We start from the raw sequence: 13,859 nt of genomic DNA on the forward strand, positions 1-13,859 counted from the left end.
TTAGCGAACTTACATCTTCTTCTACAAATCAGAAGAAACAGCGCTCTTCAAGAGCGACGCCATTGCTTCCGGTGATGCCATATCCGGGTTTTCCCACTTTTTTCGCGATAAAGCCGTATGAAAAACCCGACGCCGCTGGATCGAGTTTCTCGATGAGCCTGCACATCAAATTGACAGGCCACGCGGCAAGCGACCAATTCTCCCGACCTTCATTGAGATCGAGGGTTGTATATTGATCACTTTGAAAGCCGCTGTCAGACAGCAGGCGATCCACGATATGCGGCCAAGATGTGAATACATGATGGTTGCTGATGAGATCGCTTTCGAAAAATGCGGGAAGATATCCCCGTGCAAGGAAATGAAAGCGGGCGCGGCTCCATTTCGGGTTGGGCATCGTCAAAAGCAACCTCCCCCGGTTTGAGAACATTGGAGATATTTGCTAAGGCCAGCCCCGGATTAAACAGATGCTCAACCACATCCAGTAAAATGACCACGTCCGCCTTGACTTCCAACGGACAAGGCTCTTCCAGATTCCACCTTGTTACAGCGGGATCGGAAGGAAAAAGATCAAACCCAAACCACTTTGAGCCCGTAGTTTCTACCGAAGCCTTCATAGGAAGTTTGCCCGCGCCAATATCGAATACAGTAAGCTGACCTTGTTCCAATGCTTGTTGCTGCACGAAACGGCGCGCGAAATCATATCGATTTATAGCGAGAGTTTCATTTGGTTGACGCATAATTGTTCCCCCCAGTCGGCGCACGAGATATGTTTCAATAAACGATGTTCGACAAGTTATAACCGGAAACTGCTCAGGAAATACTTGTCCATTATTGACACAGAAAACTTCGAGCTCACCTTGGAACCGGGCCTTAAACAAAGCGTTTTAGCAATTCATCCTTTGGGGTGTGTTTAGAACTCAAAATGAGGCCGTTATGAACAAGATTTTTGTAGCTGCACTAGCCGCTGGCGCTGCTCTGACAGTTGCTACGCCAGCCCTTGCGCGGGAAGGTTGTGGCAGGGGTTATCATCAAGGACCGCGTGGCAATTGCCGACCCGACCGCGGCCGAGAGGTAGTTGCAGTGGCACCAGGGCGTTTGGTGATCGGCAATTATTATGGCGGTCGTGGCTATTGGGACGGCCGTCGCTATTATCAACAGCGGTATCGTTACCGCAACGGCTGGCGTTATCGGTAAATCCAGTTAAATTCGTTTTTTTCAGCCCGGTCAGAAATGACCGGGCTTTCTTCGTCTTCCTAACTGCAGACTGTTCGGCTCAACTTACCAACGTGAATATGGTCAGGCCACCAACGATACCGACGTTAGCGACACTTACAGCTACGAGCTTTGCGCCAAAAGGTTGTTTGCGAGTCTTATGCCTGAAGTAACTGCGCCCCGCGTATGCGCCGAGCCAACCGCCCAAGAAAGCCATGCTGAGTAGGGTGTCTTCACGTATTCGCCACTGACCATTCCGCGAACGCTGTTTGTCGATACCGAACATTGTAAATGCTGTTACATTCAATATGACAAAAATGATCCATATGCAGAACAACCTTGCTTCTGGACTGAAGCCAGTGGCCAATTGTCGAATGTCCGAGAATACAACGTTCATGCTATCGCGCTACACATCTGCCATTACCAATTGGTGACCTCGATCAGGCGATAAAAAGCCGATAACTGTACACAATCGATTTGACTGGTCATCTGGCATTTATCGCCGGCGTGCAACTTCCTGGCAACGTGGACGCCTCAGTAAGAGGAGCGGAATAAATATGGCCGGCGGACTTATTGCTTTGCTGGACGACATTGCCGCGCTGACAAAGCTGGCCGCGGCGTCGCTCGACGATGTTACCGCGGCAGCAGGGCGCGCCGGAATCAAGGCGGCGGGCGTGGTGATCGACGATACTGCTGTGACCCCCCGTTATGTCACAGGCCTGTCACCCGACCGCGAACTGCCGATTATTGGAAAGATCGCTATCGGATCGCTTCGGAACAAGCTGCTGATCCTGCTTCCGGCGGCTCTCGCTCTAAGTGCGCTGGCACCTTGGGCAATCACACCGATCCTGATGCTCGGCGGTGCTTATTTGTGTTTTGAAGGAACCGAAAAGGTTTTTGAAGCGATTGCGGGCACTGCCCACGGTAGCGAAGTTGAAGACATCGCCGATCCCAAGGAACTGGAAGACCGACAAATCGGCGGAGCGGTCCGGACCGACCTGATCCTTTCGGCGGAAATCATGGCGATTGCGCTGGCGGATCTGCCTGAACTTTCGCTTGTCATGCAGGGCATCGTACTTGCCGTTGTGGGCGTAGCAATTACCGTCGGGGTTTATGGCGTTGTTGCCTTGATTGTGAAGATGGATGACATCGGACTGCACCTGTCACAGCGGCAGCTCGCACCCGTCCGCGCTGTCGGGCGCGGACTGGTCAAGGCTATGCCTATGCTGCTTCAAACACTTTCGGCTATCGGTATTGCCGCGATGATCTGGGTTGGCGGAGGAATTATTCTTCACGGACTGGAGACGTTCGGAATGGGTGCCCTCGCGCAATGGGTCCACGGAATGGCAGAAGGTGCAGAAAGCTTCGTCCCATCTGCGCCAGGGTTGGCCAAGTGGCTGGTAAGTGCAGCAGGGTCGGCTGTCATCGGACTAATCGTGGGGGGAATAATCGTCGCTGCGATGCATTTGATTCCTAAGCGAACATTGCAGGTTTAACTGCTCGCAAGGCGATCGATGGCACCCTGCAATATGTAAGCAGCGGCAGCGCTATCGATGCGGGTGGCGCGTTTGGCGCGGGTGATATCAGCGGCAATCATCTGGCGTTCAACGGCAGCGGTCGACCAACGCTCGTCCCACAACAGAATCGGCAGGCCAAGAACTTCCAGATTTCGCGCGAACGCTCGGGTGGACTGGGTACGCGGAGAGTCGGTGCCGTCGAGGTTGAGGGGAAGGCCGATGACGATGCCTTTTACGGACTGCGCGGTGACGATCTTCTGGATCGCGGCGAGGTCGGCTGTGAATTTTGCGCGATTAATCAGCGTGGCCGGGCTGGCGATGATCCACTGGGAGTCGCACAGAGCGGTCCCTATGGTTTTGGTCCCAACGTCAAGCGCGAGGAGGCGCCCCGCTCCGGGCAGGGAGGCGGTGAAGCTTGCGGTGTCGGTGGTGACAGTCACTTCCGGCCTTCAAATGTCGCCAGCCTTCGCGCCGCGTCTGCTCGGATGTCGGCCCAGAATAGGCTGTAATCGAATACGTGATAGTTGTTGCCCGGCAGCACATAGGTGCCGATCCCTTCAGGCGCGGGGCCGATCAGCAGAAAACCCGTCGGTGAACAGCGCGCGGGAACTGCTCCAACTTCGAATGTGCCAGTTTTCATATCGAGGCTTGGAACAATCGTGCCCTTGTTGGCGCTAGCTGGAGCGGCGGAACCGGGGGTTCCGGTGATCGGATTGGTGCAAAGTATCTTGGTGCCACGTCGCTTGACGCCCGTGGGTCCGGTGCTGACGTCGTAAGCGGTCTGGACCTGCGTCATATCGGCGGGCTCGGCAAAGCTCTGCCATGACAGGACGCAGCTTGATTGATCAGCGGTGGCGCAGGCGGGCAAGCCGAGGGTGGGAACGTCGGCGGTCATCGATACTGGCCAGCCAACGACATAGGCGGCGGCGATGCGCTTTGCGATTGATTGTCCCGCGATGCGTTCGCGAAGCAGGCGGAGGAGGTGCACCGAACCCTGGCTATGCGCAGCGAGGATGATTGGTTTGTCGGCAGGGATACTCGCAACGAACGCATCCCATGCCGTGTTCACGTCGGCATAGGCGGCGTTGAGCGCCAATTGCGATTCTTTCTGACCGGTCAGAAATGCGCCGAACGTGGCCTGACGATAGCGGGGAGCCCAGATTTCACCGACCCCGTTAAATGCTGACGCCTGTCCTCGAATGAATAGCAGGGCGCGGTCATTGGCTTCGGCGTCGTCCAGTGGCGCGTTCCATGCAAAGCGGTCGAGGTAGCTGGTCGGGTGGATGAAGAATACTGCAGCATCGCCTTTGGCCGTGTCCGCTTTATAACCATCGGGAGTCCATAAGGCTGGGTTTCCGGGGATGTCGGGCCGCGCGAACCACATCTTTTTGTCGGCCCATGCGCTGGCGGGCATCGGTTTTTGTTCGATGAACTCGGCACTCGGCACCATTGCGATCCGCATAAGCTGCGGGCCGAACATACGATAAGCGAGCGCTCCGGCGACTGCGAGGACGATCAGGAAAGCGATGACGTAGAGAAACTTGCGGGCCAAGAACGGCTCCCGTGTTGATGGGTTCGGTCCAGCCTGCTAGCGGGCGCAGCCATGTCAGTCGATAGCGCAACCGTCCGCAAGATCGCTTCACTCGCCCGTATCGCCATGCGCGATGACGAGGTGGAGGCGATGGTCCCCGAACTCAACAACATCATCGGATGGATAGAACAACTGGGCGAGGTTGATGTCACCGGTATCGAACCGATGACCGCAGTGATCGCCAATACGCTGCGGTGGCGCGACGATGTGGTCAACGCCGATCCGCAAACCGGGGGCAACATCCGCACCAAGATTCTGGCCAATGCACCCGCACCCGAACACGGGTTTTTCGGTGTGCCGAAAGTGATCGAATAATGACGAACCTTACTGATCTCGGCATTGCGGCAATCCGCGATGGTGTGCGTGATGGCACGTTCTCCGCGCGTGAAGTAGCGACGGCGTTCAATGCTAACGTTGCGGCCGCCAAGGGATTGAACGCTTTTCTGGTAGAGACACCAGACCATGCGCTGGCTGCTGCCGATGCTGCGGATGCGGCGCGGGTTGCGGGGAATCTGAAGCCGCTGTCGGGTGTACCGATCGGCATGAAGGATCTCTTCTGTACCGAAGGGGTGACGACGACTGCCGCAAGTTCGATTCTTGGCGGGTTTACACCGCAGTATGAATCAACGGTTTCGGGCAAGCTGTGGTCGGCGGGCGCCGGGATGCTCGGAAAACTGAACCTCGATCAGTTCGCGATGGGGTCTTCGAACGAGACTTCGGCGTTCGGGCCGGTGATTTCACCGTGGCGACGGACGGGCAGCAATGCGGCGCTGGCTCCGGGGGGTCGTCCGGTGGTTCGTCGGCGGCGATTTCGGCGCGGCTTTGCCCGGGTGCGACCGGCACCGATACCGGCGGATCGATCCGTCAACCTGCTGCTTTCACTGGCATATCCGGGATAAAGCCAACTTATGGCCGGTGTTCGCGCTGGGGCGTGGTGGCGTTTGCGTCCTCGCTCGATCAGGCGGGTGCAATGGCGCGCGATGTTCGCGACTGCGCGATCATGCTGGAGGCGATGGCGGGGTTCGATGCCAAGGATTCAACCTCGCTGGAAGTGGCGGTTCCGCATTGGGAAGCCGGACTGTCGGGCGACCTAAAAGGCAAACGCATCGGTATTCCCAAGGAATATCGCGTCGACAACATGCCTCCTGAGATCGATGCACTGTGGGAGCGTGGGATTGCGTGGCTGAAGGACGCGGGCGCGGAGATCGTCGAGGTCACGCTGCCGCATACGAAATATGCGCTGCCGGCCTACTATATTATTGCCCCGGCAGAGGCTTCGTCGAACCTCGCGCGTTATGATGGCGTGCGTTACGGTTTGCGCGATCTGCCCGAGGGTGCGGGCTTGCAGGATATGTATGCGGCGACGCGGGCTGCGGGCTTTGGGCCGGAAGTGAAGCGGCGCATCATGATCGGCACCTATGTGCTGAGCGCTGGCTTCTACGATGCCTATTATACGCAGGCGCAGAAGGTACGGACACTGATCGCTCGCGATTTCGACCGCGCGTTTGAGGGGTGTGATTTGCTGCTGACCCCAACCGCACCCAGTGCCGCATTTGCGCTGGGTGAGAAATCGGACGATCCGCTGGCCATGTATCTGAACGATGTGTTCACGGTGCCGTCGTCGCTGGCCGGATTGCCCGCGATGTCGATTCCGGGTGGGCTGGATGCTGGCGGATTGCCGCTGGGATTGCAGATTATCGGACGGGCGCTGGATGAGCAGGGCGTGCTGAATGCGGCGCTCGCAATAGAGGAACGCGCCGGATTTACCGCGCGACCGGAGGCTTGGTGGTGAGCAATTATCGGGTAAAAGGCGCAACCGGGGATTGGGAGGTCGTAATCGGCCTTGAGGTCCACGCGCAGATCACGTCGAACGCAAAGCTGTTTTCAGGCGCATCGACCGAGTTCGGTGCCGAACCGAACGCGCAGGTGTCGTTGATCGATGCTGCGATGCCGGGGATGTTGCCGACGCTGAACGGTGAGTGCGTGAAGCAGGCTGTTCGGACCGGCCTTGCCATCGACGCGGAAATCCATCGCTGGAGCCGGTTCGATCGCAAAAATTATTTTTATGCCGATTTGCCGCAGGGCTATCAGATTTCGCAGCTTTATCACCCGATCGTCGGTGAAGGCTCGCTGCTGGTCGAGACTGAGGAAGGCGAAAAAGTCATCGGCGTCGAGCGCATCCATATCGAACAGGATGCGGGCAAGCTGATGCACGATCAGCATCCGACGATGTCTTATGTCGACCTCAACCGCTGCGGTGTGGCGCTGATGGAAATCGTGTCGAAGCCCGATATGCGTTCGCCTGCGGAAGCTGGTGCGTATGTTAAAAAGCTGCGGGCGATCCTGCGCTATGTCGGGTCGTGCGACGGCAATATGGAGCAGGGTTCGATGCGCGCCGACGTGAACGTGTCGGTGCGGCGGACGGGTGAAGAATTCGGCACGCGGACGGAGACGAAGAACGTCAATTCGGTGCGCTTCATTCAGGCGGTCGTTGAATATGAGGCGAAACGTCAGGTCGCGGTGATCGAGGATGGTGGCAAGATCGTTCAGGAAACGCGGCTGTTCGACCCGGACAAGGGCGTCACCCGGTCGATGCGGTCAAAGGAAGACGCGCACGATTATCGCTATTTCCCCGATCCCGATCTGTTGCCGCTGGTGCTGACCGAAGAGTTCGTTGCGGAGTGCAAGGCTTCGTTACCCGAACTGCCCGATGCCAAGCGGGCGCGGTTCGTCGATGTGCTGGGTATCCCGCCATATAATGCGGATGTCATCACATCGGATGTTGAGACGGCGCGCTGGTTCGAGGCGTTGCTGGCTGCGGGGGCCGAAGCAAAGGCAGGTGCGAACTGGCTGACGTCGGAACTGTTCGGTGCGCTGAACCGATTGGGCAAGGATATTGCGGCTAGCCCGGTTTCGCCTGTTCAGGCAGCGGAATTGCTGGGTCTGGTGGCCGATGGCACGATTTCGGGGAGCCTCGCCAAGCAGGTGTTCGAGGCGATGCTGGAGACAGGTGACGGGGCAGCAAAGATAGTTGAAGATCGCGGGTTGAAGCAGACTAGCGACACCGGCGCGATTGATGCCGTTATTGCCCAAGTTCTGGCCGCCAATGGTGACAAGGTCGAACAATATAAGGCGGGCAAAGAAGCGCTGTTTGGGTTCTTTGTCGGTCAGACGATGAAGGCGATGGCGGGTAAGGCCAATCCGCAGGTTATTAATGAATTGTTAAAGAAATCGCTTGCGTAACGATCGGTGTGTTTTCATAAACCTCAGCGACTAAGCTTTCTAAATAGCTTAGATGCTGGGGGGCATTTAAATGAATCGTTGGTTCTGCGCAGCGCTTGTTGTCGCACTCACGTCGAGTGCAGCACTCGCTCAAGAAAAGTCGGCTTTAAAGCCGGGTTTTGTTTTTCCTAATGATCACCCGGTACGAATTCTGGTCTTTCGCCCAGATGTGAAAGTGGGATCGCAGTCTGCCGGTGGCATTGTGACTCCGATGGCAGACTGGACCGCAGAGGCCCGGACATTTTTGGCTAATGCTTTGGTCGCCGGGAAGCCCAAAGGTGCCAGCGAGATCGTTTTTATGCCCGAACTATCGGGAGACGACGGCGTTCTTCTTGCCGAGTATCGCGCGCTCTTTCGTGGCGTGTCGGACACTGTGCTCCAGCATCGCCTTTTTAAGGGCAATCGCCTCCCTACGAAAAAGACGGGTTTCGAGTACACGCTTGGCACCGGCGTTGCGCGCCTCGGTCAGATCGGCGGTGGCGACTATGGCCTTTTCATAACCACAGATGACGCATTCGGATCGACAGGTCGCAAAATGCTGCAACTCTTTGCAGCCGGTATAGCGGGCGTTGGCATGTCGTCGGGCAAGCATACTGGCTATGCGGGTTTAATTGATCTCAAGACTGGCGACCTGCTCTGGATAAACGCAGACTATGCGATGGGCGGGAACGTCCGAGAGGCTGATGGCGCGTCCAAGCGTGTTGCCCAATTGCTCGAAGATTTTCCGTTGCAAGGAATGCCGATAGCTGCGGCGAAGTGAATTTGGGTAATTTGCGGCGGTTTATCGCTGTCGCGGCGATAGCGTGGGCCAGCCTTTCGGTTGCCAGCGAACCTAAACCCTTCGGATCGCCTGCTACTCATGGATATCAACCGATTGGTGTCGATGAGAAAGGTATCTGGGCCGAATCGGACGAAACCGAAAGGGAGTTGAAAAATTCCAAGCTGTTGGTTCGTGATGAAAAGCTCACGGCGTATCTAAATAAAGTTTTGTGCCGCGAAGTCGGTTCCGAACGCTGCACGGCCGCCCGGATTTATGTCGTTCGCCAGCCATTTTTCAATGCGAGCATGTATCCGAACGGTATGCTCACAGTCTTCACTGGCGCGCTGATAAGGTTTCGGAACGAGGCGCAGCTTGCTGCTGTTTTGGGTCACGAGTTCGGTCATTTCGAGGCGAGGCACGGTCTTTTGGGCCTTAAAAGCAGGCGCAACACCGCAAGCTGGATTAACTGGCTGACCGTTATTTCTATCGGAGCGGGCCAGTATCAGGATTATCGCACCGCCTTTTGGGGAAATCACTATCGGTTTTCCCGAGACCAAGAACGCGACGCCGACTTTCGTGGTATTCGAGATATGGGAACTGCCGGATATCGAACGCTCAACGCGAGCCAGATATGGTCCGGGCTACGCAGTGAAGATGACGCAACCGCAACAGCGCGCGGTGTAAAAAGTTTGAAAGACTCTCCGCAAGGGTTGTTTGCCTCGCACCCGATGAATGCAGAACGCATGACGTATCTGGCTGATGAAGCGGTCAAGGTGGGCGTTGGCAACGATTTCGACGGTGCGGCAGAATATGAGGCTGCGATCAGTCATTTGTGGCCGATGTTGATTGACGATCAGATCAAGCTGAACGATTTCGGCGGTTCCGAATTCCTGTTGGCAAGCCTTGCCACGAATGGCTGGACCGGGCCGCTGCTGTACGCACGCGGAGAACTGTATCGCGCTCGTGGACGAGCGACAGATGTTCAGCAGTCGGCATTATTTTATCGCAAAGCAACGGGAATGCCGGATGCTCCGGCACAAGCCTGGCGCGGCTTGGGACTGGCGCTTGCTCGCAACGGCGATCGACCGGGCGCAAAGCCAGCAATCGATGAGTATTTAAAGCGCAATCCGCAAGCGGGTGACAAGCCAATGCTGCTTATGATCGCAGGGGAAGCACAATGAAACTGATCCAATATTCGCTTTGTGCGGCGGCGTTGGCCGTTGCCAATCCAGCCATAGCCAAGTGGACCACGATGCCTGCCACACTGTCTGTCGCAGTCGCGAAAGGGCAAATGACTGTGGTTGCGGGGCCTGGTTGGAATCAAGATTCTGCCCGACCATTCAAAAAAGGTGAAACGTGGAGTTTCGACGGACCATTGCTGAATACCATCGATTTTTACGCGGCGATCGATAGCGGCGAAGCTCTCGCTAAAGATCGCAACAAAAAGCGGGAGCCACTTCCCAAGTTTGCAGCCGATATGCTGCCTACTGATGTCGCTCAGCTTTACGAACAGACAGCGCGAATTACGCTCGGGACTTCTGAATTTACCGTGGATGCAATCGAACCGGTCACATTTTTTGAACCGACAAGGTTTCAAATTCACCTATCATTACACGCGACCGGAAGAAGAACTTACCAGGAACGGGGAGGCTCAGGCAGTCATAGTAAAAAACAAGCTTTATATGATCGCCTATACGGCAGCAGCTCTGCACTATTTCAACGCCGGACTCCCGAGCGCTCATGCAGTGATGGCAAGCGCAACGCTTAAATGAAAGCGCGGCAGCTTCAATTTACCATCTACTCACCACTGTCCGGCGTAGGCTGATCGCCCGGTACCGGAATATCCACATCGCCGGGGACCGGGTTCACTTCGGGCGGCGGCGTCGTCGGCTGTCCGGCGGGACTCTGGGCGGGTTCTTCGAAGGGTGGGGGACGCTGGCCATTTGTTTTCTCCTGATACATTGACCAAACGCGCCGGGGGCGAAGTGGCTCCCTTTGTTATGGTTACGATACCGACGGAGATTGGCTTGCCCTTCTGCACCTTCCCACATATAGACGCGCGCCTTGTCAGTGTACCTTTGCGGGCGTGGCGGAATTGGTAGACGCGCTTGGTTTAGGTCCAAGTGATGACCCTCCGATCTGCTCTCGGTAAACTCTCCATAATCTAGAAGTGCGGGACGATAGCGGAGTGGCGTTTGCCTCTTGTCATTCGTCCATTATTGTGGAATATCCTTAAAGGTAGAGTGATACAGAACCCCAATGGAGTTGGACAATATGTTTCCTAACGACCTCCTAGACCAAGCACAGAGAGACATGGAGGCTTCCTCCGCAATCTCAGGTCGCGAGCGCTTCCAAGCGGCAGACGAAGCAACCATAAGGAACGAAGGTCACCACGCGACTGCTGCTGGCGTTAAGCTCATCAGGGGCGCTATCCCGATGGTTGCTTCAGAGATCACTAAATGGGTCGATGCTAATGCAGCTAAGGCAGGTAAGGGGAAGGCTCACACCGCCCTGAGTACCTTACGCCGTATAGATACTCACACCTTGGCCTACGCGGCTCTCAATGCTGTCCACAATGGGACCTTACGCCTCCAGTCATCCGCGATGGTACAGCTTGCTGCTGGTCAGTTGGTGGAGAGTGAAATCGTAGCTCAGGACCTAGCGGCTCAGCAGAAGGCTTTGGTTGCGCAGCGCATAGCTGACCTCAAGGCCGATGGGGAGTCTACCAAGGGAATGCCGAAGGAAGGACGTGCGGTCATAAACCGTATAGCTTCCGTAGTGTCGGCCCAAGGCTCAGCGAAGAGCCGATCGAAGGTCTTCAAGCACATGGTAGCCAAACACATGGACCATGCCGATTGGCCACCTGAGGTCCTCGTCAAGATGGGTGAGCCTTTGGTCAATGCTGTCCTCCTTACACTCCCGTCGATCTACGAGATGGCTGTCTCTGGAGGACCCAAGAAGGCTATGGTGAATGCCATTCGCCTCACGGACGAAGGGTTAGACCTCCTCGCATCCATCAACGATGAGATGGAGTGGATGTTCGTTGTGAACAAACCAATGGTTGTCCCCCGCGCCCTTGGACTGACGTAGACACAGGATGTTATTACGACATCCGGCTAGCTCGCAGGTCGAAGCTCATCAGAACCTACAACAAGGATCACATAGCCGCCGTAAAGGACGCTATCGCCTCAGGGCAGATGGAGTACGTTCTGGAGGCTGTGAACTCGATGCAGTCGGTCCCTTGGGCCATCAATCAGCCTATCCTCGATATGGTTGAGTATTGCTTCGAGAATAACATCCCGGTCGATGGTCTCCCCAGCAACCAGAGGATCATCCTGCCACCTAAGGTTGAGCCTGAGGTATGGTCAGCGATGACCCCGGCACAGCAGAAGGGTGTCAAGATCAACCTCGCGTCCCTGCGAACCAAAGACCGAGGGAACGTAGCGGACCGGATGGTACTTCTACGAGATTTATCAACCGCTAAGGAGTTATCTCAATATGACCGCTTCTACTTACCACACAACCTCGACTTCCGAGGACGAAGCTACCCTATTCCACACTTCTCACATCAACGTGCGGATCACATCAAAGCTCAGTTCCAGTTTTCTGATGGACAGCCTTTCGGCCCACTTGGAGCGGCTTGGTTGTCCGTCCATCTCGCTAACACTGGAGACTTCCAGACCGCTAAAGGTAAAGGAAGTAAGCTCTCCTTTGACGATAGACAGCAATGGGTCGAAGATAACGAACCCGCTATCCTATCCGTCGCAGCAGACCCCAAGTCAGACCTCTGGTGGACTGAAGCCGATAAGCCGTTTTCCTTCCTTGCAGCCGCTATCGATTACGCCGCTTGGGTATCTGGAGGACGGTTGGACAGCTATGCCTCACGTCTCCCCATCGCCCTCGACGGGAGTAACAGTGGACTCCAGCATTACAGTGCAGCCATGCGAAGTGAAGACGAAGGGTCACTCGTGTCTCTGGCCCCATCAGACTCCCCGAGTGACCTCTACCAAACCGTAGCTGATGATGTCCTCGTCAGTATCCAAGCTGATGCTGATGCAGGCGATGAGCTAGCGACCCTCTGCCTTTCGGTTGGCGTAGGTCGATCATTGGTCAAGCGTAACGTAATGACCTTCGCCTACTCCTCGGAGCGTTTCGGCTTTAGGCAGCAGCTCCTCACGGACACAATGAAGCCGCTCAACGATGCTGTCCTGATGGGTCTCATTCCATGCAACCCTTGGGCTATAGCGCGTGAGGATGGTCAAGGGACCGATGGTGGCTTCAAGGCCGCAGGTTATCTAGCTGGCAAGGTCTACAACTCTGTCACTTCAATCGTCCACATGGCGACTGAGGGCATGGGTTTCTTCAAGTCCGTAGCGAGTGCCTGCGCTCACGAAAGACTACCGTTGTCGTGGGTTTCCCCTGTTGGTCTCCCGGTACTCCATAAATACAGCGTTTGGGAGGTTAAGGCTCTCAAGCTGTTCCTCTTTGATCGAAAGGTACCAATCACCGATGCCGGATCACACGACAAGATCGATGAGGATGGTCGAGGAGTTATTAGACAAGTACGAGCTAACATCCGAACTAAACCACTCGATAGGATTGATAAGGAGAAGGCTCGCTCTGCAATCGCTCCCAATGTCATCCACTCAATGGACGCGGCTCATCTCATGCTTACAGTCATTGCAGCGAAGCGAGAGGGAATTACGAACATTGCGCTCATCCATGATAGCTTCGGGACACATGCAGGGGACACCCAACGATTCTCACAAATCATCCGGGAAGCCTTCGTAGAGATGTACGAGAACTACTGCCCGTTCGAGGAGGTGCTGGAGTCCGCCAGAGCCTCACTGAGCATCGAAGGGCAGGAGAGACTGCCGGAACTACCGACTAAAGGGACTATGGACTTACAGGCCGTCTTAGACGCCTCATATGCCTTTGCTTAAACATTACACGATAGAGGAATATATTATATGACAGACTGTATGTGCGATAAGCTGCTCGACTCCCTGATACTAGCTAACCGTAAGATTGGTCGGATGGAGACACATCTGGCGGCCTCTAAGTGCGGGGGAGACTCTAACGACACCCCTGTCATTTCCTTAAGCGTCTTGCAGGCGTGGGACACCTACCAAGGTAAAGGTTATAACGGCAACGACCTCAGTTACGCCTCTCGCTACAAGGCTAGGGCTGTTCTCGCGGCTTTCTTCGAGTCCGCTAAGTGCATATGACTGACATCCCCGGATTGTATGAGGTGGCTGCGGCTATTTATTCAGTTGCCGCCTCAATCTTTGCACTCGCTTTTGCCGTGAGCATTCGAAGGAAGAACCCATGAGCGAATATCGACTCCGCCAAGCGTACCTTGCTGGAGAGAATGATACAACATAGCAAACATTCCTAAAAGGTAGAGTGATACAGAAGGGCATTGTCGGGATCACCAGTTTGATCCTTCTGAACCTCGCAAGACCCTAACAGTAGGGCCAGCGCTGACTGTCTCAGC

General features: G+C 55.7%; 15 protein-coding genes and 1 pseudogene. 10 read left to right on the top strand and 6 right to left on the bottom strand.

From position 1 onward, the window contains the following. Positions 1 to 28 precede the first annotated feature (28 nt). Together D3Y57_RS19835 and D3Y57_RS20320 are read right to left on the bottom strand one after the other, a co-directional pair. Positions 29 to 274: a hypothetical protein gene (locus D3Y57_RS19835; RefSeq protein WP_162987226.1), complete on the bottom strand. Its 246-nt coding sequence runs from the start codon at positions 272 to 274 to the stop codon at positions 29 to 31. Further along, on the bottom strand, positions 255 to 737 hold the full coding sequence (locus D3Y57_RS20320; protein WP_162987227.1) for a class I SAM-dependent methyltransferase: 483 nt from the start codon (positions 735 to 737) through the stop codon (positions 255 to 257). Before D3Y57_RS20320 ends, D3Y57_RS19835 begins: the two co-directional genes overlap by 20 nt. A 196-nt stretch (positions 738 to 933) precedes the next feature. On the opposite strand from D3Y57_RS20320, the gene D3Y57_RS19840 reads away from it, so the two are divergent. Continuing rightward, positions 934 to 1,194 carry a GCG_CRPN prefix-to-repeats domain-containing protein gene (locus tag D3Y57_RS19840; RefSeq protein ID WP_121155466.1) on the top strand — a complete coding sequence of 87 codons (261 nt, stop codon included), beginning with the start codon at positions 934 to 936 and terminating at the stop codon, positions 1,192 to 1,194. Between the two features lie 79 nt (positions 1,195 to 1,273). On the opposite strand, the gene D3Y57_RS19845 is transcribed toward D3Y57_RS19840, so the two are convergent. After that, positions 1,274 to 1,609, bottom strand: coding sequence for a DUF1294 domain-containing protein (locus D3Y57_RS19845; RefSeq protein ID WP_121155468.1), 336 nt, complete (start codon positions 1,607 to 1,609; stop codon positions 1,274 to 1,276). Between the two features lie 160 nt (positions 1,610 to 1,769). Between D3Y57_RS19845 and D3Y57_RS19850 the strand changes: the two genes are divergently transcribed. Next, positions 1,770 to 2,708 (top strand): DUF808 domain-containing protein, encoded by a 939-nt coding sequence (locus D3Y57_RS19850; RefSeq protein WP_121155470.1) that lies wholly within the window; start codon positions 1,770 to 1,772, stop codon positions 2,706 to 2,708. On the opposite strand, the gene ruvX is transcribed toward D3Y57_RS19850, so the two are convergent. Both ruvX and D3Y57_RS19860 read right to left on the bottom strand, forming a co-directional pair. Further along, complete coding sequence (gene ruvX / locus D3Y57_RS19855) at positions 2,705 to 3,169, bottom strand: Holliday junction resolvase RuvX (RefSeq protein WP_121155472.1); 465 nt, start codon at positions 3,167 to 3,169, stop codon at positions 2,705 to 2,707. The two genes, D3Y57_RS19850 and ruvX, sit on opposite strands and share 4 nt — an antisense overlap. Next, positions 3,166 to 4,281, bottom strand: coding sequence for a DUF3089 domain-containing protein (locus tag D3Y57_RS19860; protein ID WP_121155474.1), 1,116 nt, complete (start codon positions 4,279 to 4,281; stop codon positions 3,166 to 3,168). Before D3Y57_RS19860 ends, ruvX begins: the two co-directional genes overlap by 4 nt. A 51-nt stretch (positions 4,282 to 4,332) precedes the next feature. On the opposite strand from D3Y57_RS19860, the gene gatC reads away from it, so the two are divergent. The 6 genes and pseudogenes from gatC (at position 4,333) to D3Y57_RS19890 (ending at position 10,130) form a co-directional block, all read left to right on the top strand. After that, positions 4,333 to 4,635: an Asp-tRNA(Asn)/Glu-tRNA(Gln) amidotransferase subunit GatC gene (gene gatC, locus D3Y57_RS19865; RefSeq protein ID WP_121155476.1), complete on the top strand. Its 303-nt coding sequence runs from the start codon at positions 4,333 to 4,335 to the stop codon at positions 4,633 to 4,635. Further along, a pseudogene (gatA, locus tag D3Y57_RS19870) lies at positions 4,635 to 6,112 on the top strand (Asp-tRNA(Asn)/Glu-tRNA(Gln) amidotransferase subunit GatA). Before gatC ends, gatA begins: the two are co-directional and overlap by 1 nt. Further along, positions 6,109 to 7,563, top strand: a complete 1,455-nt coding sequence (gene gatB / locus D3Y57_RS19875; RefSeq protein WP_121156253.1) for an Asp-tRNA(Asn)/Glu-tRNA(Gln) amidotransferase subunit GatB — start codon at positions 6,109 to 6,111, stop codon at positions 7,561 to 7,563. The pseudogene gatA and the gene gatB overlap by 4 nt, the downstream one beginning before the upstream one ends. A gap of 70 nt (positions 7,564 to 7,633) precedes the next feature. Beyond that, the gene (locus tag D3Y57_RS19880) at positions 7,634 to 8,362 is read left to right on the top strand and encodes a hypothetical protein (RefSeq protein ID WP_121155478.1); all 729 of its coding nucleotides are present in this window, start codon (positions 7,634 to 7,636) and stop codon (positions 8,360 to 8,362) included. Further along, entirely contained in the window at positions 8,359 to 9,543 is a 1,185-nt protein-coding gene (locus tag D3Y57_RS19885; protein WP_162987228.1) for a M48 family metallopeptidase, read from the top strand. Before D3Y57_RS19880 ends, D3Y57_RS19885 begins: the two co-directional genes overlap by 4 nt. Beyond that, a complete protein-coding gene (locus tag D3Y57_RS19890) occupies positions 9,540 to 10,130 on the top strand; it encodes a hypothetical protein (protein ID WP_121155482.1) in 591 nt (196 codons plus the stop codon). Before D3Y57_RS19885 ends, D3Y57_RS19890 begins: the two co-directional genes overlap by 4 nt. Before the next feature lie 29 nt (positions 10,131 to 10,159). Here the strand turns inward: D3Y57_RS19890 and D3Y57_RS20325 are convergent, their stop codons facing one another. Next, positions 10,160 to 10,324, bottom strand: a complete 165-nt coding sequence (locus D3Y57_RS20325; protein ID WP_162987229.1) for a hypothetical protein — start codon at positions 10,322 to 10,324, stop codon at positions 10,160 to 10,162. 312 nt (positions 10,325 to 10,636) lie between these two features. Here D3Y57_RS20325 and D3Y57_RS19895 point away from each other — a divergent pair, with 312 nt between their 5' ends. Next, positions 10,637 to 11,452, top strand: coding sequence for a hypothetical protein (locus D3Y57_RS19895; RefSeq protein ID WP_162987230.1), 816 nt, complete (start codon positions 10,637 to 10,639; stop codon positions 11,450 to 11,452). 107 nt (positions 11,453 to 11,559) lie between these two features. Next, positions 11,560 to 13,305 carry a DNA-directed RNA polymerase gene (locus tag D3Y57_RS19900; RefSeq protein WP_162987231.1) on the top strand — a complete coding sequence of 582 codons (1,746 nt, stop codon included), beginning with the start codon at positions 11,560 to 11,562 and terminating at the stop codon, positions 13,303 to 13,305. Positions 13,306 to 13,859 lie beyond the last annotated feature (554 nt).

Origin of the sequence: Sphingomonas paeninsulae, assembly GCF_003660165.1 — a bacterium.
Classification (GTDB): domain Bacteria; phylum Pseudomonadota; class Alphaproteobacteria; order Sphingomonadales; family Sphingomonadaceae; genus Sphingomonas_O; species Sphingomonas_O paeninsulae.